The organism is Marinococcus luteus, assembly GCF_900106595.1.
GTDB classification, from domain to species: Bacteria; Bacillota; Bacilli; order Bacillales; family Marinococcaceae; genus Marinococcus; species Marinococcus luteus.
The window spans coordinates 50670-71380 of the sequence record NZ_FNNC01000002.1 but is presented as its reverse complement, the minus strand read 5'-3'; the positions used below and the strand labels follow the sequence as shown (position 1 = coordinate 71380).

The following is a 20711-nucleotide window of genomic DNA, read 5'->3' as shown; positions in this document are numbered from 1 at the left end:
GAATGCTTAATATTGGCAATATGACGTTTGAATCGAATTTATTTCTCGGTACCGGAAAGTATAAAGATGCTAAGACCCAGCTGCAGGCTGTAGAAGCATCGGAAACAGAGGTGCTGACCTTCGCCGTTCGAAGAATGAACCTGTTTGACAGCAGCCAGCCAGATCCCTTTGAACAGATGGACGTCTCCAAGTACCGGCTGCTGCCAAATACCGCCGGGGCCCAAACGGCTGAAGAGGCAGTACGGACAGCGAAGCTGGCAGAGGTGGCCAACATGTGTGACATGATTAAAGTAGAAGTGATCGGATGCGACAAAACGCTTCTGCCGGATCCGGTGGAAACGCTCAGGGCCTCGGAACAGCTGCTGAACGAAGGGTTTACGGTCCTCGCGTATACGTCTGATGACGTTGTGCTTGCCAGGAAGCTTCAGGAGCTTGGGGTTCATGCAGTGATGCCGGGGGCCTCCCCTATAGGCACGGGGCTTGGGATCATTAACCCGTACAACCTGTCCCACATTATCGAACAGGCGGAGGTTCCGGTGATTGTAGATGCAGGCATTGGCAGTCCGAAGGATGCTGCTTATGCAATGGAGCTCGGCGCTGATGGCATCCTGCTGAATACGGCCGTTTCGGGAGCGGGCGATCCTGTAAAAATGGCAGAGGCGATGAAACTGGCAGTGAGGGCCGGGGCGCTTGGCGCAGAAGCAGGGCGCATAGATAAAAAATTCTACGCCCAGGCGAGCAGTCCTTTAGGAGGCCTCAGCATTTGAATACGGAAGAACGTTTTTCCCGGCAGCGATTATTTCACGGAATCGGCTGGGAAGGCCAGGAAAGGCTGCAGGAGGCTCACGTCATAATGGTGGGTGCCGGAGCTCTTGGGAGTTTAACAGCCGAAACTCTCGTACGCGCGGGTGTCGGAAAATTAACGCTGATTGACCGGGACTATGTGGAAGAAAGTAATCTGCAGCGTCAGCAGCTTTATACGGAAGCAGACGCCGAGGCCTGTACACCAAAAGCAGAAGCGGCGAAAAAGCGGCTTCTCGATATTCGGAGTGATGCTTCTATTGAAATCATTGTCGGGGAAGCGGATCCGGCCCTGCTCGAAAATTGTATGCCTGCAGATCTTATTATCGACGGACTCGATAATATGGAGACGAGGCTGATGATTAATGATACAGCCTTGAAACACCAGATTCCCTGGATCTACGGAGCCTGTGTAGGCGCCTACGGACTGAGCTATACAGTGAGGCCGGGACAAGGCCCGTGCCTGCGCTGTCTGATGAAGGGCATTCCGATGGAAGGGGAAACGTGTGACACGGTGGGAATTATTGCTCCGGCTGTTCAATTCGTAAGCGCCACTCAGGTGACCGAAGCGATGAAGCTGCTCACTCATTCCTTTGAACAACTGCGCGGAACGCTGTGGTCGTTTGATGTATGGTCGAACGAGAGCTCATCCATTTATGTGGATTCACTGCAGGATAAGGATTGTCCTTCCTGCGGGGAGTCCCCGGCGTATCCGGCACTCGCATGGAGCGGGAGAAGCAAGGCTGAGACACTATGCGGCAGAGATGCAGTGCAGGTGAAGCCTCTTCCGGATATGCAGGTATCGCTCGAACAGACGGCGGACGTTCATAAGCAGCACCTCTCCAAAGCGAATCAGCATCTGCTGGTGTTGAATATTGAAAATAAGCGGCTGGTGCTTTTTAAAGACGGAAGAGCCATCATTCACGGAGTTTCCGGGGAAGTGGAGGCAAGGTCGTTGTATCAGAGATATATTGGAGGATAAATATTCCTTGTTTCATTTTACGGGCGGAGTGGTAATATTCCTTGCAAGGAGGGGGAACTATTGTCTACCGCTCGTATTTTTATATCCGTAGAAGAAGCACAGAAGGCTGTAAATAAATTAAAGATGCAGGGAATCCAGAGGGAACAGATTTATGCTTTGGCTCTGGAGTCGGAAAAAGCGACTGCGAAAGAATTAAAAGTAAGTGATACAGAAGCAGACGTTAAAAGTCCGATGGAGTTCGTAAAACAGTTTTTTCGAAACGGTGCATCCGATATTTATGAGCGATTAACAAAGCTTGGATACAGTGATAAAGAAGCACGTGACCTGAGCGAGCAGCTGAAGGAACATAATATACTAATTGCCGTGGATGAAGATCCGGAAAAATTCTCTTTTGAAAAGTGAATCTTTTCCGGATTTTATTCAGTGTTAGGGCCCGCACGAGGCGGGTCAGTTCGGTGTTGCTACAGGATGTAGCGATTTTAATCGAACATCATTTAAATAACACCCTCCGCTTTTCGATCTGTCCAGCTCCGGAAGCCAGCGGCGGCGTGTCCCTTCAGATCTTTGATAAAGGGAAAAAGCCCCTTTATCCAAAGCTCTTCCAGGGCCCGCGCCGCTGAACAGGCTTCCTTCGCTTTTCGATAAAATTTTATGTAATTTTTATGAATTATTGCTGTGACAGCTGCAATGATTAGTTAGTATGATAGAATAACGGTGGTATATGGACAAATAGTTGCGTTAATATAAGGAGAGTGGTATTGTTTCGATGGGAATTCTACTCGGACGTACATATACGACGGCAACTTGCACTCTACGAGGTAGGAATTACCTTATAGATACCCATAGAATTATGCTTGTTTGAATTATCAGATTGTATTAAATGATGTGGAGGTAACTGACGTGAAAATTATTGTTGCAGGTGGAGATGGATTTTGTGGTTGGCCGACCGCGCTTTACTTATCAAAGCAGGGTCATGACGTATCAATTATCGACAGTATGGTACGCAGAAAAATTGATGATGAGCTTCATTCCAACTCGATTACCCCGATTGCAAGCCTTGAGGACAGGGTAGCGAAATGGAAAGAGCTGACAGGAAAAGAAATACGTACATACGAAGGTGATCTTCAGCATTACGATTTCCTGCAGCAGGTTATGGAACAGGAAAAACCGGAAGCGTTCGTTCACTTTGCGGAACAGCGCTCTGCTCCTTATTCGATGATAGACCGCGAGCACGCAGTCTATACGCAGGTGAATAACGTAGTAGGGAATTTGAACGTGCTTTATGCTATTAAAGAAATGGCGCCGGACTGCCACCTGATTAAGCTTGGCACGATGGGCGAATATGGCACGCCGAATATTCCAATTGAAGAAGGGTATCTGGAAGTGGAACACAAAGGCCGCAAGGACCGCCTCCCGTTTCCAAAGCAGCCGGGCTCCTTTTACCATTTATCAAAAGTGCATGACAGCCATAACATTATGTTTGCCTGCCGTGTGTGGGGGATCCGTGCTACAGACTTGAACCAGGGCATTGTTTACGGCCTGGATACAAATGAAACCAATATGGACCCGGTGCTTACCAACCGTCTGGACTACGACGGGGTTTTTGGAACAGCGCTGAATCGTTTTATCATTCAGTCCGCGATTGGACGGAACTTGACAGTTTACGGAAAAGGCGGCCAGACCCGCGGTTTCCTGAACCTCGAAGATACAGTCCGCTGTGTGGAAATTGCAGCAGAAAAACCGGCTGAACCCGGGGAGTTCCGTGTGTTTAACCAGTTCACTGAAGACTTCTCTGTACTCGAACTCGCTGAACGGGTGAAAAAGGTAGCTGAAGAAGAAGGATACCACGTAGATGTGGACCATCTGGAAAACCCGCGGGTGGAGCTTGAAGAGCATTTCCTTGAAGCGGTAAACACCAATCTTTTAGACTTGGGACTGGAGCCGCACTTTTTAACAGACGACGTTATCCGCCACATCTTAAAAGCGGTGATTGAACATAAAGAGCGGGTAATCGAAGAGAACGTACTGCCGAGTGTGAGCTGGAAATAAAAACGGGGAGTTGTCTTCTATGAAGATAATGATCATCACCGAGACTTTTCTGCCTTCTACAGATGGAATTGTTACACGATTAACAGCCTGCATACGCTGGCTGCATCGTGATGGTCATGAAGTACAGATTGTAGCCCCGGATCTGGGTGTGTATGAATTTGATGGAGCAGAAGTGAAAGGGGTGCCTGCGCGCGCCCTCCCTTTTTATCGTTCAAAGAAGTTCGCTCTCCCGAACCGGGTAGTCAAGAAGTATATACAGGATTTCGATCCTGACGTCGTGCACGTCGTGAACCCGGCGGTTGTAGGCTATTCGGGTGTAAACTATGCGAAAAAGCTTGGCGTTCCGCTGGTTGCCTCCTACCATACAAATTTGGCCCAGTATATGTCCTACTATAATCTGGGCATGCTGAAATGGCTGATGTGGTGGTATGTGCGGCGCCTGCATAATAAAGCGGACATTAATCTCTGCACCTCGCAGACCGTCCAGACAGAACTCCAGGAAAAAAGATTTGAACGTATGCATTTGTGGAAACGTGGAGTAGATACCGAGCAATTCCATCCGGGACATCACAGCAGAAAAATGCGGGAACGGCTTTCAGGTGGGAAAACCGACAGAACGCTGCTGCTGTATGTAGGCCGGCTTGCGGCTGAAAAAGAAATCGAAAAAATCCGTGATGTTCTCGAAGAATCGGACAAGTTTTGCCTGGCCATTGTAGGCGACGGTCCCCACCGTGAGGAGCTGGAAAAGCATTTCGAAGGTACCGATACTGTATTTACAGGGTTTATGCACGGAGATGAACTGGCTTCTACGTTTGCCTCCTCCGACGTATTTGTGTTTCCTTCCACGACGGAAACGCTGGGACTTGTGATTATGGAAGCAATGGCCTCCGGCCTGCCTCTTGTTGCTGCCGAAAGCGGACCGACAAAGGAACAGCTTACATCCGAACGTAATGGCCTTTTGTATGATCCACAAATTAAAGATGACTTTAAAAATACTGTCTGCCGTTTTGAGGATGAAACCCTCCGTAAACGTCTGGCTGACCAGGCCTTTACAGATGTTGCTGCCTTCGGCTGGGAAGCGGCAGCAGAGCAGATCCGGGATTTATACAAAGAAGCAGCCGGAGTGAAGGTTTCAAAAACGGCGGAAAATAGTGACACAGTTTCAGAAGAACGCCGATAAGCGGAGATTTCATCAAGAACAGAGGGGTTCTATGGGTAAGAATCAAAAGCGGCGTGGTCCTCTTCAAGCGCTTCAGTTTAGTGCGATTGGTGTAACGAATGCTGTAGTCGATATAGGAGCGTTGAATCTGCTTCTATTTCTTTTTCCAAGTGAAGAGCGGATGACTTTAACACTTTTTAATACGATTGCTTACGCGCTGGCGGTAACTAACAGTTACATCTGGAACGTGTTTATTACATTCCGGGATTCCGCGAAAGGAAGTACCCGCCAGCGGTTAGTTTTTATTGTGCAGGGGCTGATCAGCCTTGGTATTAATAACGCCGTATTTTTAGGATTTAATGCTTTATTTCAGGCACTTGGAGTACCGACATGGATCCGCCAGAACCTGGCTAAGGGGCTGGCAATGCTGGCTTCGTTCACGGCGAGTTTCTTTATGATGAAATACTTTGTGTTTAAAGACTTTAACCGCCGGTATCCAAACCGTGAACAATCGTCACGGGAAGAAAACCAGTAGAAGAACATCTCAGAGCCGCTGCCGCAGCGGAGCGGGATGTTCTTTTATTATTTCAAAAGAATACTCATGCTATACTGAAAAAAAGGGGGAAACGATTTGGAACCTATCCATTTATACTTATCGAGGTACCAGGAGCATATGAACTACCTGCGTCAGACAGGCCAGGAAACTCCGTCCTTCCGGGAGCTTCGGGAAAATGAAATTCCCCGCCTGCTTCAGGTGGAGGATTCCTACGTGCAGATGGCAGCCGCAGACAAAGAGGAAGGACAGAAGGCGTACAAGCTTCTGGCTTCTGTACAGTTAACCGATGGAACCGGCTGGAATATGAGCGGTGAATTTGTGCCTTCGGAAAATGACTGGTTCCCGGATGAGCAGCCGCTGACTCACCAAACGTCCTATTGCGGTTTTTGCCAGGGAACGCTCGGCTTTTTTAAAAACGAAGACATGACACAATTTGACTGTATGCTGCCGCTCCCGGAGAAAAAATGGCTGTTTGAAAAAATGCTGGAGCAGCACGCATCTTCTATTTATCCCAATCAGTCGTAAAGCGTAAAGGAGGAGGCGCAATTGAAAGTAGTGATTGCACCGGATTCATTCAAGGAAAGCATGACAGCCATGGAGGCTGCTCAGGCAATCGAAAGGGGATTCCGCAAGGGTATTGGAAATCCCGACGACCTCGTTACAGAACTGATCCCTATGGCCGATGGCGGCGAAGGAACCACACAGTCGCTTCGGGATGGTCTTGGCGGGGAGGTTCATACAGTGGATGTTTCCGGCCCGGACGGAAGTGCCGTGAAGGCTGAATTTGTCTACATCCAGCAATCCCGCACAGCGGTTATTGAAATGGCAGAAGCTTCAGGCATCGGCCTCGTGGCCAAAGAGAGGAGGAACCCGTTAACGGCCACCTCCCATGGTACAGGACAGATGATTTTGAAAGCGCTCAATAAAGGGGCGGAGCGAATTATTTTAGGTCTCGGGGGGAGTGCCACCAATGACGGCGGGGCCGGGATGGCTGCTGCGCTGGGCGTTCGCTTTCTGGACCGGAGCGGCAATGAACTTGAGCCCGGCGGAAGGGCGCTGAAGCATCTGCACCGCATTGATACCGACGGGCTCGACAAGAGAATCCATGAAGTAACCGTGCGTGCGGCCTGTGACGTTACGAATCCGCTGACGGGTCCGGAGGGAGCGAGTGCTGTTTACGGCCCGCAGAAGGGGGCAGGGAATGAAGCTGTTCAGGAGCTGGACCAAGCGCTGCAGGCCTTCGGGGAAGTGATCGAACGGGATCTGCATAAACCGGTGCTTCAGGAACAAGGAGCTGGGGCAGCGGGAGGCCTGGGGGCCGGTGCGATAGCTTTTTTAAATGCTTCTCTTGAGCCAGGCATAGACATTGTGCTTGAAGAGAGCCGCTTCGCTGAACGGAGTGCCGGGGCGTCACTCGTTATTACCGGCGAAGGAAAAATCGATGCCCAGACCGTATTTGGCAAAACGCCCGTCGGAGTAGCGAAAGCCTCCCCGGAAGGAAGCACGGTTGTCGCGGTTGCCGGCCAGCTTGGCGATGGTTATGAAAAGGTGTATGAAGCGGGCATTGATGCTGCTTTCAGTATGGTACCGGGCATCGTTTCACTCGAAGAGGCAATGCAGGAAAGCGCCCGCTACATCGAAAACTGGGCCCGGAGTCTCGGCGGCCTGTGGAAAACATAAAAAATCCGCTGCTTCTCTGTGGGAGGCAGCGGATTTTTGCATCGTTTATAAAATCGGGGATAAAAGGTGGGATACTGCTTCCTTGATACGGATCCAGAGCGAGCGCTGCCGGTACGCCTCGAGGGTGAGCTCGGAGGAATGTGTATTCATATCGTACAGGAAGGTATCGGTCAGCTGTTTCGTCGTTTCCGCATGGTAAATAAAAGCGTTCACTTCGAAGTTCAGACGGAAGCTGCGTACGTCGATATTGGCTGTGCCCACCGAACTGATTTCGTCATCCACCATGATCGTTTTGGCATGAATAAAGCCATTGTTGTAAATATAAACACGGGCGCCGGTACGAAGAGCAATGCCCACATGGGAATACGTGGCCCAGTAGACAAACGGATGATCGGGCATACTCGGGATCATGATGCGGACGTCGACCCCGGATAAAGAGGCGATCCGTATGGCATCCATCAGACTCTCATCCGGAATAAAATAGGGGGTCTGGATATAAACCGAATGCTTGGCGGAGTTGATCATTTTTATATACCCGTTCTTAATCTGCTCCCACTCGGAGTCCGGGCCGCTTGAGACAATCTGCATGCTTGCATCCCCAGGCTCTGCGAGAGTTGGAAAATAACGCTCTTCGTAATGGATAGGATTTCTGGAATTAGCCTGGTTCCAGTCGAGAATAAACCGGGTCTGCGCCGTTTTGACGGACTGCCCTTCCAGGCGCAGATGTGTGTCCCGCCAGTACCCGAACTTTTTGCTGAGTCCGAGGTATTCATCGCCAATATTAAAGCCGCCGACGTAGGAGGTTTTTCCGTCTATCACAACAATTTTCCGGTGGTTGCGGTAATTGAGGCGCAAATTAATAATCGGCAGGCGCTTCGGGAAGAAGACCGCCACTTCTCCGCCGGCTGCTTCAAGTCCCTGAAGTGCTTTTTTACGCATTTTTCTCGAACCCATGTCATCATAGAGCAGCCGTACGACAACTCCCTCTTCTGCTTTTTTCCTGAGTGCTTCAATAACCCGTCGCCCGAGGTTGTCACTTCGAAGAATGTAGTACTGCAGATGAATATGATCCTGAGCCTTCTCGATATCCTCAATCAGGTTATTGAACTTTTCGCGGCCGTCAGTATACACACGAACGTCGTTTTCCTTCGTAAGCACCGACCCATCGTTTGCGAGCTGCATATAGATCAGGTCCCGGTTCTTGGAGGAAACAGAATCCGAAAATTGAAAAGTGCCGTTGCGCAGTGTATGCATCTGCTCCTTAATCAGTTCTTCAATTCCAATCTTTTCAATGTCCGCCCAGTCAAACAGCCGTTTTCTGGTCAGGTTCTGCCCGAAAATTAAATAAAGCACGAATCCTAAAAAAGGAATAAAAAACAGCACCATAATCCAGGCCCAGATGGCGGTGGCGTTCCGTTTTTCAATAAAGATAATTACAAAGGCGAAAAATAAATTAAAAATCGATAATATTGCTAAGAAAATGGATAGTATCTCGAAGCCCATCTGCTTTCCCCATTCTTCCTCTATGCTGAAACGGAGGACCTTGTTAAATTTATAGACACCTGCGTATGAGGCAGTAGTATTATTTTAACAAAATTAACGCCATTGCGAAGCAGGAAACCTATAATTTTGAGAAAAACAGGAAGAGCCGGCATGCTGCATCGTTTTCAATTCGTCAGGAAGTAGGATAAAATACGAAGAGACGACAGAAGATATAACTATTTGAACGCGGGACAGGGGGAGAATAATGGAAAACGAAGTAGTCGGTATTGATGCAGGAGGTACGCTGATTAAAATTGCTTATCGTGTGAACGACGAATGGGAACTGCAGAAAATACCTTTAACCGACATGGAGAAGGTGCAGGAATGGATTGAAGACCGGATCGACAATCCAGTTATTCACATTACAGGAGGGCAGGCGGAAACGCTGCGGAAGTCTCTGCCCTGGCCTGCAGAGCTCATCAGTGAGTTTGAAGCCACCTGTAAAGGTGTTTCCTATCTGCGGAAACATTTTAATGAAGACAATACCTACGGGGATACGTATATTATTACAAATGTCGGGACCGGCACCTCGATACATTTTGCCGGCCCGGAAGAATACGAACGCGTCGGCGGCAGCGGGATGGGAGGAGGAACGCTTATCGGTCTTTCCTACCTTCTCACTGGCATAGAGACGTATGAAGAAATCCTGCAGCTTGGAAAAGAAGGGGACGGACGGTCGCTGAACGTCAAGGTGAAGGATATTTATACTGATGAAGAGCCGCCGATTTCCGGAGACCTTACGGCCAGTAACTTCGGAAATATTATGAATATGAAAAACAATGAATATGAAAATAAAGACTATATTGCTGCTGTTGTACGCATGATTGGTGAGACGATTACGACGATGAGTGTACAGATGGCCGACCGGCTGAACACCGATTCCATAGTGTATATTGGCTCCACCTTTGATAAGCACGACAATTTAAAAGAAATTATTGGCGGCTATACGAAACTCCGCGGAAAAGAACCCTGCTTTCTTCCATACGGAGAATTCAGTGGAGCCGTAGGTGCTTATATGCATGAACAGCCGCAGATTGCTGCAAAGAAAGCTGAAAGAAAAGGATGAGTGAGATGAGCGAAATGGAACCATATACACACAGAGAGCTGTTTGAACAGGCGGTAAATACACTTGAAAATATTAGTACACTGCTGCAGCCGGAGGTTCCGATGCTCGGGGAACTGCAATTGACCACCCGCCAGGAGGCGCTGTTTTTTATGAACCTGCGGCATGAAGGTCTGACATTGACAGAGATGGCTCACCGGCTGCGCATTTCAAAAAGCGCGGTAAGCCAGGCAATGAAACGCCTCGAAGAAGAAGATCTTCTTTACCGTGCCGCCAATAAAGAAAACAAAAGAGAGACGCATCTTGTTTATGGGGTGAAAGGCCGGAAGCTGAAAGAAGAATTGACAATTTTCCAACAAAATATTGTTGATCAGTATATTGCCAAAATACCGCTTGAAGAATTAAAGCAGGCAAACCAGGTCATACACCGGCTTGAGGAAGAAATCAATAAAGCCTATAAAAAATAAATGAGTCAGGCCGCCCATGCATCTTCATTGACGGAAATAAGACAGTCGTTTAAGGTTGTTTGTGTAATTAAGTTACTTAACAGTTTAGACGCTGAACCATCGAAATATACATACCAATGGAGGAACGATGCATGAAAATTACCCGCACATCTATCCGGCGGCCGAAACTGACCATTGTCGGCATGATTTTATTTATCATGATGGGTTTCGTATCGCTGACGAATCTGCCTTTGCAGCTGTTTCCGGAGATTGAACCGCCGGTCGCTGCTGTAGCGACAAACTATGAGGGTGCCGGCCCGGAAGAAATTGAAAGCAGCGTCACAGAGCCGATGGAAGAGCAGCTCTCCACTATCGAAGGACTGGACCGCATGACCTCACAGTCAGAGGAAGGCACAAGCCTTGTACTGCTTGAACTCTCATGGAGCACCTCGGTGGAGGACGTGCAGCAGGAGATCAACAATGCCATGAATAATGCCAACCTGCCGGATGATGCCGGGGATCCTTCGTTTATCGAGTTTGACCCGGATGCTCAGGGCATGATTCAAATGGCTGCCTTCTCCGAAGGGAACGGCCTGGCTGAAACCCAGAGCCAGGTGGAAGACATTGTAACCGAACTCGAACGGACCGAAGGGGTCGCAAGTGTTGATACAAGCGGTGGACTGGATGAAATATTCGAAATCTCACTGGATCAGGAATCGCTTGAAGACAATAATGTGACCCAGTCTGACGTCACAAATGCTGTACAGGCAAATAATATTACGCAGCCCGGGGGAACGATTAACTCCGGAGAGCGCACATTAACGACCCGCACAGTCAATGAACTGAACGGGGCTGAAGATTTGGAAGAAGTGTCGGTAGGCCAGGATGAATCCGGCGATACGGTTACTGTCAGTGATGTAGGAGAAGTAGAGCGTACGACTGAGGAACAGACAGCCTACACCGAAGTGAACCAGGAGCCCGGCATTCAAATGACAGTGCTGAAGGAGTCAGATGCCAACACGGCCCAGGTATCCACGGACTTTAACGAGACACTGGACGACCTGCTTGAAGAAGATCAGTACAATGATCTCGACACTACGATTATTTACGATGAAGGGGATTACGTCCAACAGTCGATTAACAGCGTAGCGCTTGCGCTAATTGCCGGCGGCGTGTTCGCCATGGTTGTTCTTTTCTTCTTCTTAAGAAACTTAACGACACCGCTCATTATTGGTATTGCGATACCGTTTTCGGTTATTGTGACATTCGCATTTCTTTACTTTACCGATGTGAGCTTAAACTTAATGACGATGGGCGGTCTGGCCCTTGGTATCGGGATGCTTGTCGACAACGCTATTGTTGTTATTGAAAACATCTACAGGCATCTATCGATGAAAAAGCTCCCTAAACGGGCAGCTCTCGACGGTACGAAGGAAGTGGCCGGTGCGATTACAGCTTCGACCCTGACGACGGTCGCTGTCTTTCTGCCAATCGTCTTTATTTCCGGTATTGTCGGTGAGATCTTCCAGGCCTTTGCCCTGTCGGTAGCCTTCAGTCTGCTTGCTTCCCTGCTTGTAGCTGTCACCGTAGTGCCGATGATTGCAAGCCGTGTGCTGAAGCCGCTGCCGGAAGACAGGGAAGTAAAACGTGAAAAATCCCGGCCAATGAGATTTCTGGACCGTTCAATCCGCTGGGTCCTCGGCCACCGTGCAGTTGCTCTGTTGCTGACGCTTCTCCTGCTGCTTGGCGGAGCCGGCGGTATCGCCCAGACCGGGATTAACTTTATCCCGACGACAGACCAGGGTTTTTTCACGGTTAATGTGGAAAAAGAAAATGGCACAAACCTGGAAACGACCGGGGAAACGGTAGACGAAATTGAAAGCGTGCTTGAAGATCAGAATGAGATTGCAAGCTATATGTCAGTGGTCGGCTCGGGCGGCAGCGCAATTGGAGCCGGAGGCGGCGGAAGCTCGGGATCCAACGAAGCTTCTATTACAGTTACGATGGAGGATCTGGAAGACCGGGATATATCGACAGAGGAAATGATTGAAGAAATTGAATCCGATGTGGAAAACACTGACGAGCAGGCAGATATTTCGCTATCGTCTTCTGCAGCCATCGGCGGGGGAGAAGCAAACTCCGTGGAATTTACGCTCTCAAACGAAAATGAAGAGCGGCTCGCTGAAGATGCAGACGCAGTGCAGTCGGAGCTTGAAAGTGAAAACACGATTCGCAATGTAGAAACATCAGATGAAGAGACTGCTCCGGAAATCCAGGTGCAGATTAATGAAGAAGATGCTCAGGACAATGGCCTGACGCCTGCTGAAATCGCCCAGACGGTGAACAGCACGACAAGCGGGGAAGTGGCGTCGACGATTCAGACGGATAACGAAGGTCCGCTGAACGTGAACGTGCAGTATGCAGAGGATTCCCTTGAAAACCAGGAAGACCTTGAAAGCCTGCAGCTCGCTACGCCCCAGGGAGAATACGTCAGCTTAAGCGACGTGGCTGATATTGAAGAAGGAGAAGGCCCGGCGGTCATTAACCGGCTCGATCAGGAACGGAGTACTGAATTTACAGTCACATACGGTACCGGTACGAGCCTGAATGACACCTCTACGTTAATTGAAGACACGATTGACGACGTGGATACCGGAGCGGCGACCACATTAAATTTCTCCGGCGAACAAGAGCTTCTCGATGACAGCATTCAAAGTCTTGTGTTTGCCTTCCTGCTGGCGGTAGTGTTCATTTATCTCGTTATGGCCGGGCAGTTTGAATCATTTAAATATCCATTTGTGGTAATGTTCAGCGTACCGCTGGTCGTGATCGGTGTTATGCTGGCGCTGTTTGCAACCCAGACACCGCTCAGTATTACCGTGTTTATCGGCTTGATAGTGCTTGCAGGTATTGTCGTCAACAACGCGATTGTCCTTGTTGATTATACGAATCAGCTGGTGAACCGGGGCATGCCGGTAAGAGAAGCGGTCATTGAATCTGTGAAAAAGCGGGCGCGGCCTATACTGATGACGGCCTTTACAACCATTCTTGGTGTTCTGCCGCTCGCCCTCGGATTCGGGGAAGGAGCAGAAATTCAGCAGCCGATGGGTATTGCGGTTATCGGCGGTCTCATCAGCAGTACGTTCCTGACCCTGTTTATTATTCCAACGCTCTACACTCTGTTTACCAAAGAAACAAGAAGCATGAATAAAAAATTCGCCATGCCGGACGGCGGCTACATGTACGGATGGGAAGTAGAAGAACGGCGTAAGGAACGGGAAAAGAGAGAACAGGAAGAGCAGAATAACAAAGAAGATCAGCAGAAAAATGAAACTACAGAAGAGAGCAATGAACCTCAGAATGTAGAAGATAAAAAACGCGAAGATTTATCGCGGGATGAGATTCTGTACCTTCTCGAACGTATCGTCGGTAACTCGGAACAAGAGGAACAAAACCGTGCATCAAAGAATCCGGACAAAAATAAAAATTCCGGTCATGATGAAAAAAATTGACATTAGGACTGTGCGTCACGTACGATTAAGAAAAATAGTAAGGAATCCGCTAGGGGCGCCTGCGCTGAGACAAGAACCATTCTTGGTCCCTTCGAACCTGATCTGGGTAGTACCAGCGTAGGGAAGTGGAGCTTCGTTTTATACAAATACGTACGTATACGCCAAAGCTCACTCTCTACTTCAGGGAGTGAGCTTTTTTTGAACCTAAAGCAGGATTCCTTTTAAAGGAGGATACAACGAATGCCACAAGTACCTAAAGTATTAACCATTGCCGGAACAGATCCTACCGGCGGGGCGGGGATTCAGGCTGATTTGAAAGCATTTCAGGAATGTGAAGCCTATGGAATGTCTGCTATTACGAGCGTGCTCGCACAAAATACGACCGGGGTCCAGCAGGTGGAGCATATGAGCACCAGTCTGCTGCAGGCCCAGCTGGATTCCGTATTTGATGACATTATGCCGGATGCAGTAAAAACCGGGATGATCGCAACGCCGGATATGATCCGGACGACGGTGAACATGCTGAAAAAATATGACCTGCCGGTGGTTATTGACCCGGTGATGGTTGCCACAAGCGGAGACTCCCTGGCTGAGGAGGAGACGCTTGAAGTAATGAAAAATGAATTTCTTCCTCTGGCCGCGGTCGTCACCCCGAATATGGCTGAAGCCGCGAATTTAACAGGTTTTCGGGTTGAATCCCTCGAAGAGATGGAAGCAGCTGCAAAAAAAATTGTTGATGAATTGGGGGCCCGGGCAGCGCTTGTTAAAGGCGGTCATATGAAAGAAGACGCGGTCGATATTTTGTACGTCGATGGAGAAATTCATTATTTTCGTTCGCCGCGGACGGATACAAAGCACACGCACGGCACGGGCTGTACACTATCAGCGGCGATTGCCGCAAAGCTTGCACGGGGTAAATCCATTTATTTAGCTGTGCAGGAAAGCAAGGAATATATTACCAATGCGATTTCACATCCCCTTGAGATTGGTAAAGGCAATGGACCGGTCAATCACTGGGGGGCGCGCGTCCCACTCGATCAACTACTAAAATAAAGAAATGAGGGATCGGCATGAAAGCAAAGGAAGTTATAGGTCTGCTGGAGGAAGTACGAAAAACACGGCCGCTGATTCATAATATTACGAACACAGTAGTAACCAATTTCACCGCAAACGGGCTGCTGTCCATGGGCGCATCCCCGGTAATGGCAAATGCGCCGGAGGAAGCAGCAGAAATGGCCAAAGCGGCGAATGCACTTGTACTCAATATTGGTACGCTGAACCGCGAACAGGTGAAGGCGATGCGGATAGCCGGCAAAGCAGCCAATGAAAAGGGCATCCCCGTCATCCTGGACCCTGTAGGGGCAGGCGCGACGGCTTACCGGACGGAAACGGCGCTGGCGCTTCTCGAAGAGCTGGATGTGGCGCTGATCCGGGCAAATGCAGGAGAAATGGCCGCGCTGCTTGGCGAAAGCGGGAATGTGCAGGGTGTGGACGCTTCGGGGGAAGCAGATAATCCAAAGCTTGCCAAAGAAGCCGCAAGAAGGTTTGAAGTAATTGCAGCGGTGACTGGAGTAGAAGACGCAGTCGCTCATCAGGGCGAAGTATTTATCGTGCAGAATGGCCATACACTGCTGACAAAAGTAACCGGTACCGGCTGCCTTCTCAGCTCGATCGCGGCATCATTTTTAACCGTCCAGCATTCTGCTGGAGCAGTGGCGGCCGCACTTGCTTATTACGGGGCGGCAGCGGAAATTGCAGGCAGTTTAACGACGAGGGAAGGCCCGGGCTCCTTTCAAATTGAATTATTGAACGCCCTCCATGCAACACAGGAAATGGATCTGCGCCACTATATCCGCGTCAAACAGGAATCATAGGGGGCTGAAATCATGGATAAAGAAATGCTGAAGCTGTATTTTATTATGGGAAGCAATAATACGGGGGACCGAAATCCGGAACAGGTCCTGCAGAAAGCTCTTCAGGGCGGCATTACGTGCTTCCAGTTCCGTGAAAAAGGCCAGGGGGCTCTGCCTGAAGAAGAAAAATGGAAGCTTGGCCGGAAGTTGAAGGCTCAATGTGCTGCCTTTCATGTTCCGTTTATTGTTAATGACGATGTGGATATGGCGATCCGGCTCGAAGCAGACGGAATTCATATCGGGCAGGAGGACGACCCGGCTTCCAAAGTCAAAGAGCGCTGTCCTGCCCGCATGGTGATCGGGGTATCCGTGCGCACTATTGAAGAAGCACACCAGGCCGCTGCAGACGGGGCAGATTACCTGGGCGTGGGTCCGATGTTTGCGACTGATACTAAAGAAGATGCCAAAGCTCCGGTCGGGCTTGAAGGTATTCGCCGGCTCCGGGCTGAAGGAATCACCCTTCCGATTGTAGGTATTGGCGGCATCGACGCCTCCAACGCCGCTGATATTGTGGAGGCGGGGGCTGACGGAGTGTCGCTGATTTCCGCCATCAGCCTGGCAGACGCGCCCGAGAAGGCTGCAAGGGAGCTTCGCAGCCGTTTGAATGGACCAACAGAAAAACAGGAAAAATAGAAGAACCGGCGGGGAGTTTGATGAACTGACCCGCCGGTTCTTTGCGTTATATATGCTTCTGTAAGGTTTGTACGACGTGCATTAATGTTTCTTTTTCTCCTACATTCCCCGGAAATATTACATAAGGAATTTCCGGGAAACGGCTTTTGGCATCGGTCTGCCAGACGGGCACGCCAGGGGCGATTTGTCCGAGAACTTCTGCTTTTTTAACGAGCAGCCCCTTCGTGCCGACATCGCTTGATGTAATACCGCCTTTGGCAATGACAAATGCCGGCTGAGAAGCAGCGTTCTTCACAAATTTTGTTACTGCATCGGAAATTTTTACGGATAGCGCCAGCTCTTCTTCTTTCCTATTTTCCCCTAAGTCAATACGCTCCCGGGAAGTGTAGACACACACCGTAGTTCCCTGCTCGATGGAGTTATCAACGATTTGCTGAACACGGTGGGTTTCCTTCTGAAATGCTTCCTCATCCATCACGGCAGGGCAATAAAATTCCACGAATTGAATATCGGTCAGCTGTTTTAGAGCTTCAAGCTGCTCCGTCGATTTTTGCACATGGGAGCCAATAATAACGAGGCCGCCGTTGTCACTTTGGTGCTCGAAGAGGCTGCCTGCGTCTAAATATGGTTTGCGGGTGATGCCGCCAATTTCTTTAGTGAACGTCGCGGCTGTCCGGAATAGAAAGTTTTTCCGATTTTGCACGACCCGGAACAGGGCAGTGCAGAATACTTTTACATCTGTTTCACTGACAGCATTGACGATGATTTTTTGAAAGGAAGCCGCCTGTTCGAGTTTAGCCTCGATCGCTTCGAAGTTGAGGGCCCGGAGCTCATCGATGGAAATGGAAATAACGTCTTCCTTTTTAAACCTGCCGTTTGTTTTTTCTTCCACATAGTCACCTAAGTGACTTGAAGCAAATCCAAACATCCGGTCGTTGGCAAATTCCGTCTCCGCCACGGGTACAAAGGTTTCTCCCTGCTGAATGTAGTGCACGTCGAAAGCGGTGCGCCGGTTGCCCTGTTCAAAAAAGGGAAGAAGAATTTCTCCGTCCACTGCTTTGCCTGTCCGGGACTCGAGTGTGTCTTTTAAAACCTCTGTTTCCAGCGGGTAGTGCCCCCGCAGGGTGGAGTCTCCCCGGCTGATCAGCAGAAACGGCTGATTTTTTTCTTCAGCCACGCGGGCTATGCGCTCTGCGATGTCGGTGTGAACTTTCGTTGTCTCGGCTTCAGAGAAGGATCGCGAATTTGTAAGAATGAACACCAGCTGCCGCGCGTCTTCAAATGCCTCGCGGATAGTATCCTCCTCCCAGTCTGTATATACCGGTACACCATGGACAGTCTGTACACCCGTTGGATCGTCATCGAGGGAGATGATTTTGTGAGGCATGTCTTTGGCTGCTTCTGTGAATAAAGCATCTACCTTCTTTTCATCATAAGTGGGCAAAGAGTTAATATAATTATTTATCTGTGTCACCCGTGTTTTCCTCCTTTTGGCACCGAATAGTTCGCGAGCATTTCGTAGTGCTGGAGCACCCCGCTGTGATCGTCGGATTTTTTGCCGTGTGCGACCATGGATTCGTACATTTCAGCTACGTCAGACGCAAGCGGCAGGGGGACCCCGAGGGATTTACCGGTCTGAAGTACGTTGGAGAGATCCTTTAAATTAATGTCAATCCGTCCGCCTGCAGTAAAGTCCCGTTCGAGAATTTTCGGGATTTTTGCGTCGAGCACACTGCTGCCGGCCAGTCCGTTGCGGATGGCTTCATATACTTTATCAATATCTGCCCCTGCTTTGGAAGCAAGGAGAACGGCTTCCGACATGGCAGCCATCGTGACATTTACTAATATTTGATTGGCAAGCTTCGTGGTGGACCCGGCTCCCACTTCGCCAACGTGTGTGACGTCTGTTCCGACAGCGCGTAGAACTGGATAGGCAGCGGCAAAGGAGTGATCGTCGCCACCAGCCATGATGGAAAGTGTACCGTCTATCGCTTTTGGCTCACCGCCGCTCACCGGTGCATCCAGAAAGGCTGCTTCTTTTTCCTGAAGCTTCTCTGCCCAGCGCTTGGAATCCACGGGGGATACAGAGCTCATATCAATAACGACTGCTCCTTTTTTCACGACCGGCAGGATGTCATTTATTATTACCTCATCGAGTATGGCTGTCGTGGGGAGCATGGTGATAATAATGTCGCTGTTTTCGGCTGCTTTTCCGGCGGCATCGACGGCTTCTCCACCTGCTTCCGTTACCCGCTGCCTGGCTGCGGGGTGAATATCAAACCCCTTCAGTGCAAAACCGGCCTTCAGAAGATTTTCGGCCATCGGCCCTCCCATAATGCCTAGACCAATTTGTCCAATATTCATATGGTTCCACTCCTTCAGTTTATTAAATAGAAAATGTTTTTCATTAAAATTGATAAGGCTTTCAACAAAAACAATTGTACACAATTTTATAATTATTGTATACATTAACTGGCGAGTTGTTTTAATTTCTATGAGATAGGTATAATGAGAATATGAAATGAGGACAGAAGACTGCACGAGAAGGGATGGGGACACGATGAATCAACAGCATTCTGCTTCAGATACGGCATACGAAAAAATTCGGGATGCCATATTTGAGGAAAAATATGAACGCGGGGAAAAATTAACGGAAGTAAAACTTGCAGAGGAACTTGGAGTCAGCCGGACCCCTGTAAGAGACGCGATGCGCAAGCTTGAAGAGGAAGGCTTAATTAAAGATAAGCGGGTAATTAATCCGACTATTAAAGATTTAATGAATACGTTTGATGTGCGGATGCTGCTCGAAGGGTTCGCTGTCCGCCAGGCTGCCCGGTATATGGGACCTGACCGGATAGAAGGTCTGCAGAGGTGTGTAGAGACAGGGAAGCAGGGAACCACGGAAGAAATAATGGAAGCAAACAAGGAATTTCACGATATTATTGTCAGGGCGAGCAATAATGATGTATTAATCGATACCATCGAGCGGATGCAGTCAGTTATTTTTTTATTCCGGAGAACAGTAGTGTATCACCAGAGGCCGCGTTTGATTGAAGAGCACGAGGCCATACTTGAAGCAATCCAGAATCATGAGGAGGACCAGGCAGAATCATTGATGAAAAGCCATTTGAAAAAGGACCTGGATTTTTCCATACATTCGTGGTGAGGCCGGCGAAATTTTTCTGCAGCTCCTTTCCAAAAAATAAAAAACCCCCCATGCAGACAGGTGTGATAAAAACCCATAAGCACGGGGGAGCTCCCAAAACATTTTTATTTATTAAAAGAAACTGGAATGACACGTTTTTCCCAATCACTTTTCTCGGCGAGCTCAAGCAGACGGATGACTCTGCTCGCTTCAATAGCGGTCACCGGATTTTTAGCATCCTCTTGGATAGCCTGGGCGATCTTTTCATAATAGGATTCATACGATCCCTGATGCGTAGGAATTTTTTCAGTTCCCCCGTAGGCGTCAGTAAATGTACCATAGTAAGCTTCATCTTCCATAGCCCATCCCTGATCCCCGGGCGTTTTCCCATTAATCAACATATCCTCCTGGGGATCAAACCCGTATTTTACAAAGCTGCCTTTTGTTCCGTGCACAATATACCGCGGGACTTCTCCGACAGCAAGAAAGCTTGATTGTAAAATAACCCGCTGGTTTGGATATCCAAGAATCGCGTGAAAATAATCGGTATTATTCGTCTTCGGGCGCTGCATTTCAAGGTCAGCGAAAATGGTTTCCGGCATACCGAACAGTTCAAGCGCCTGATCAATGAAATGGGCGCCTAAGTCAAACCAGCTGCCCGAGCCAGGCAGGTCCTGTTCGCGCCAGAGGCCCTCCACCTCCGGTGCGTAATCGTTCCACGTACCCTGAAAGGTATGAATGTCGCCAAGCGCCCCTGCTTCCATCAAGGAGCGGATTGTCAGGAAATCACCGTCCCAGCGGCGGTTGTGATACACGCTTAAAACGACATCATTTGCTTCGGCAAGCTCCGTCAGCTCCACGGCTTCCTCATATGTAGGCACGAATGGTTTTTCCAAAACAACGTGCTTGCCGTTTTCAATTGCAGCTTTAGCCAAAGGATAATGCGTCGTGTTCGGACTGGTAATGACAACAAGATCAATATCCTCGCGCCGGCAGGCTTCTTCTGCTTCATCGGTGACTTCAACATCCGGAAGCCGTTCATGTACTTTTTCCGCACTCGAGGATGACACGAGACGGATATTAAAGTGATCGCTTTTTTCAATAATAGGTGTATGGAACACAGATCCTGAAAAACCAAAAGCGATAATAGCAGTATTGATTGGCTGCATAACTGACGACCTCCTCAAAAGTTATTAATGAACTTTTCCCCTCCGCCCGGAAAAGGAAACG

Annotated in this window: 20 protein-coding genes and 1 riboswitch; of the genes, 16 read left to right on the top strand and 4 right to left on the bottom strand. The window is 49.1% G+C overall.

Annotated elements, in window-relative coordinates; translation table 11 throughout:
- Nucleotides 1-2: 2 nt before the first annotated feature.
- The 9 genes from BLV22_RS05770 (at nucleotide 3) to BLV22_RS05735 (ending at nucleotide 7227) form a co-directional block, all read left to right on the top strand.
- Nucleotides 3-767, top strand: a complete 765-nt coding sequence (locus tag BLV22_RS05770) for a thiazole synthase (RefSeq protein ID WP_091612479.1) — start codon at nucleotides 3-5, stop codon at nucleotides 765-767.
- Nucleotides 764-1783 (top strand): ThiF family adenylyltransferase, encoded by a 1020-nt coding sequence (locus BLV22_RS05765; protein ID WP_091612476.1) that lies wholly within the window; start codon nucleotides 764-766, stop codon nucleotides 1781-1783. The genes BLV22_RS05770 and BLV22_RS05765 overlap by 4 nt, the downstream gene beginning before the upstream one ends.
- Nucleotides 1784-1843: 60 nt before the next feature.
- Nucleotides 1844-2185, top strand: coding sequence for a general stress protein (locus BLV22_RS05760; protein WP_176967671.1), 342 nt, complete (start codon nucleotides 1844-1846; stop codon nucleotides 2183-2185).
- 53 nt (nucleotides 2186-2238) lie between these two features.
- Nucleotides 2239-2403 (top strand): hypothetical protein, encoded by a 165-nt coding sequence (locus tag BLV22_RS15020; protein WP_176967670.1) that lies wholly within the window; start codon nucleotides 2239-2241, stop codon nucleotides 2401-2403.
- A 280-nt stretch (nucleotides 2404-2683) separates the two neighbouring features.
- A complete protein-coding gene (locus BLV22_RS05755) occupies nucleotides 2684-3832 on the top strand; it encodes an NAD-dependent epimerase/dehydratase family protein (RefSeq protein WP_091612471.1) in 1149 nt (382 codons plus the stop codon).
- Nucleotides 3833-3851: 19 nt separating this feature from the next.
- A complete protein-coding gene (locus BLV22_RS05750) occupies nucleotides 3852-5012 on the top strand; it encodes a glycosyltransferase family 4 protein (RefSeq protein WP_091612468.1) in 1161 nt (386 codons plus the stop codon).
- 31 nt (nucleotides 5013-5043) lie between these two features.
- Entirely contained in the window at nucleotides 5044-5526 is a 483-nt protein-coding gene (locus BLV22_RS05745) for a GtrA family protein (protein WP_091612464.1), read from the top strand.
- Between the two features lie 96 nt (nucleotides 5527-5622).
- Nucleotides 5623-6072: a hypothetical protein gene (locus tag BLV22_RS05740; protein WP_091612461.1), complete on the top strand. Its 450-nt coding sequence runs from the start codon at nucleotides 5623-5625 to the stop codon at nucleotides 6070-6072.
- A 21-nt stretch (nucleotides 6073-6093) separates the two neighbouring features.
- Entirely contained in the window at nucleotides 6094-7227 is a 1134-nt protein-coding gene (locus BLV22_RS05735) for a glycerate kinase (protein WP_091612458.1), read from the top strand.
- 45 nt (nucleotides 7228-7272) lie between these two features.
- On the opposite strand, the gene cls is transcribed toward BLV22_RS05735, so the two are convergent.
- On the bottom strand, nucleotides 7273-8730 hold the full coding sequence (gene cls, locus BLV22_RS05730; RefSeq protein ID WP_091612456.1) for a cardiolipin synthase: 1458 nt from the start codon (nucleotides 8728-8730) through the stop codon (nucleotides 7273-7275).
- Between the two features lie 244 nt (nucleotides 8731-8974).
- On the opposite strand from cls, the gene coaW reads away from it, so the two are divergent.
- The 6 genes from coaW (at nucleotide 8975) to thiE (ending at nucleotide 16336) form a co-directional block, all read left to right on the top strand.
- Nucleotides 8975-9835 (top strand): type II pantothenate kinase, encoded by an 861-nt coding sequence (coaW, locus tag BLV22_RS05725; RefSeq protein WP_091612453.1) that lies wholly within the window; start codon nucleotides 8975-8977, stop codon nucleotides 9833-9835.
- Between the two features lie 5 nt (nucleotides 9836-9840).
- Nucleotides 9841-10299, top strand: a complete 459-nt coding sequence (locus tag BLV22_RS05720) for a MarR family winged helix-turn-helix transcriptional regulator (RefSeq protein ID WP_176967669.1) — start codon at nucleotides 9841-9843, stop codon at nucleotides 10297-10299.
- Nucleotides 10300-10430: 131 nt separating this feature from the next.
- Complete coding sequence (locus tag BLV22_RS05715) at nucleotides 10431-13790, top strand: efflux RND transporter permease subunit (RefSeq protein ID WP_091612448.1); 3360 nt, start codon at nucleotides 10431-10433, stop codon at nucleotides 13788-13790.
- A 41-nt stretch (nucleotides 13791-13831) separates the two neighbouring features.
- Nucleotides 13832-13931: riboswitch (TPP riboswitch) on the top strand.
- A 99-nt stretch (nucleotides 13932-14030) separates the two neighbouring features.
- A complete protein-coding gene (gene thiD, locus BLV22_RS05710; RefSeq protein ID WP_091612445.1) occupies nucleotides 14031-14843 on the top strand; it encodes a bifunctional hydroxymethylpyrimidine kinase/phosphomethylpyrimidine kinase in 813 nt (270 codons plus the stop codon).
- Between the two features lie 17 nt (nucleotides 14844-14860).
- The gene (thiM, locus tag BLV22_RS05705) at nucleotides 14861-15664 is read left to right on the top strand and encodes a hydroxyethylthiazole kinase (protein WP_091612442.1); all 804 of its coding nucleotides are present in this window, start codon (nucleotides 14861-14863) and stop codon (nucleotides 15662-15664) included.
- A gap of 12 nt (nucleotides 15665-15676) precedes the next feature.
- A complete protein-coding gene (gene thiE, locus BLV22_RS05700; protein WP_091612440.1) occupies nucleotides 15677-16336 on the top strand; it encodes a thiamine phosphate synthase in 660 nt (219 codons plus the stop codon).
- Nucleotides 16337-16382: 46 nt separating this feature from the next.
- Here the strand turns inward: thiE and BLV22_RS05695 are convergent, their stop codons facing one another.
- The gene (locus tag BLV22_RS05695; protein WP_245724026.1) at nucleotides 16383-17810 is read right to left on the bottom strand and encodes a four-carbon acid sugar kinase family protein; all 1428 of its coding nucleotides are present in this window, start codon (nucleotides 17808-17810) and stop codon (nucleotides 16383-16385) included.
- The gene (locus tag BLV22_RS05690; RefSeq protein WP_091613341.1) at nucleotides 17807-18805 is read right to left on the bottom strand and encodes an NAD(P)-binding domain-containing protein; all 999 of its coding nucleotides are present in this window, start codon (nucleotides 18803-18805) and stop codon (nucleotides 17807-17809) included. Before BLV22_RS05690 ends, BLV22_RS05695 begins: the two co-directional genes overlap by 4 nt.
- 91 nt (nucleotides 18806-18896) lie before the next feature.
- Between BLV22_RS05690 and BLV22_RS05685 the strand changes: the two genes are divergently transcribed.
- Nucleotides 18897-19502, top strand: a complete 606-nt coding sequence (locus tag BLV22_RS05685) for a GntR family transcriptional regulator (protein ID WP_091612437.1) — start codon at nucleotides 18897-18899, stop codon at nucleotides 19500-19502.
- A gap of 104 nt (nucleotides 19503-19606) precedes the next feature.
- Here BLV22_RS05685 and BLV22_RS05680 read toward each other — a convergent pair whose 3' ends face one another.
- Nucleotides 19607-20650: an oxidoreductase gene (locus BLV22_RS05680; protein ID WP_091612434.1), complete on the bottom strand. Its 1044-nt coding sequence runs from the start codon at nucleotides 20648-20650 to the stop codon at nucleotides 19607-19609.
- Nucleotides 20651-20711 lie beyond the last annotated feature (61 nt).

Bases quoted from the DNA above. Each gene is read 5' to 3' on its own strand.
- BLV22_RS05770 (WP_091612479.1), top strand. From the start codon at position 3: ATGCTTAATATTGGCAATATGACGTTTGAATCGAATTTATTTCTCGGT.
- BLV22_RS05750 (WP_091612468.1), top strand. From the start codon at position 3,852: ATGAAGATAATGATCATCACCGAGACTTTTCTGCCTTCTACAGATGGA.
- BLV22_RS05745 (WP_091612464.1), top strand. From the start codon at position 5,044: ATGGGTAAGAATCAAAAGCGGCGTGGTCCTCTTCAAGCGCTTCAGTTT.
- cls (WP_091612456.1), bottom strand. From the start codon at position 8,730: ATGGGCTTCGAGATACTATCCATTTTCTTAGCAATATTATCGATTTTT.
- coaW (WP_091612453.1), top strand. From the start codon at position 8,975: ATGGAAAACGAAGTAGTCGGTATTGATGCAGGAGGTACGCTGATTAAA.
- BLV22_RS05720 (WP_176967669.1), top strand. From the start codon at position 9,841: ATGAGCGAAATGGAACCATATACACACAGAGAGCTGTTTGAACAGGCG.
- BLV22_RS05715 (WP_091612448.1), top strand. From the start codon at position 10,431: ATGAAAATTACCCGCACATCTATCCGGCGGCCGAAACTGACCATTGTC.
- thiD (WP_091612445.1), top strand. From the start codon at position 14,031: ATGCCACAAGTACCTAAAGTATTAACCATTGCCGGAACAGATCCTACC.
- thiM (WP_091612442.1), top strand. From the start codon at position 14,861: ATGAAAGCAAAGGAAGTTATAGGTCTGCTGGAGGAAGTACGAAAAACA.
- thiE (WP_091612440.1), top strand. From the start codon at position 15,677: ATGGATAAAGAAATGCTGAAGCTGTATTTTATTATGGGAAGCAATAAT.
- BLV22_RS05690 (WP_091613341.1), bottom strand. From the start codon at position 18,805: ATGTATACAATAATTATAAAATTGTGTACAATTGTTTTTGTTGAAAGC.
- BLV22_RS05685 (WP_091612437.1), top strand. From the start codon at position 18,897: ATGAATCAACAGCATTCTGCTTCAGATACGGCATACGAAAAAATTCGG.
- BLV22_RS05680 (WP_091612434.1), bottom strand. From the start codon at position 20,650: ATGCAGCCAATCAATACTGCTATTATCGCTTTTGGTTTTTCAGGATCT.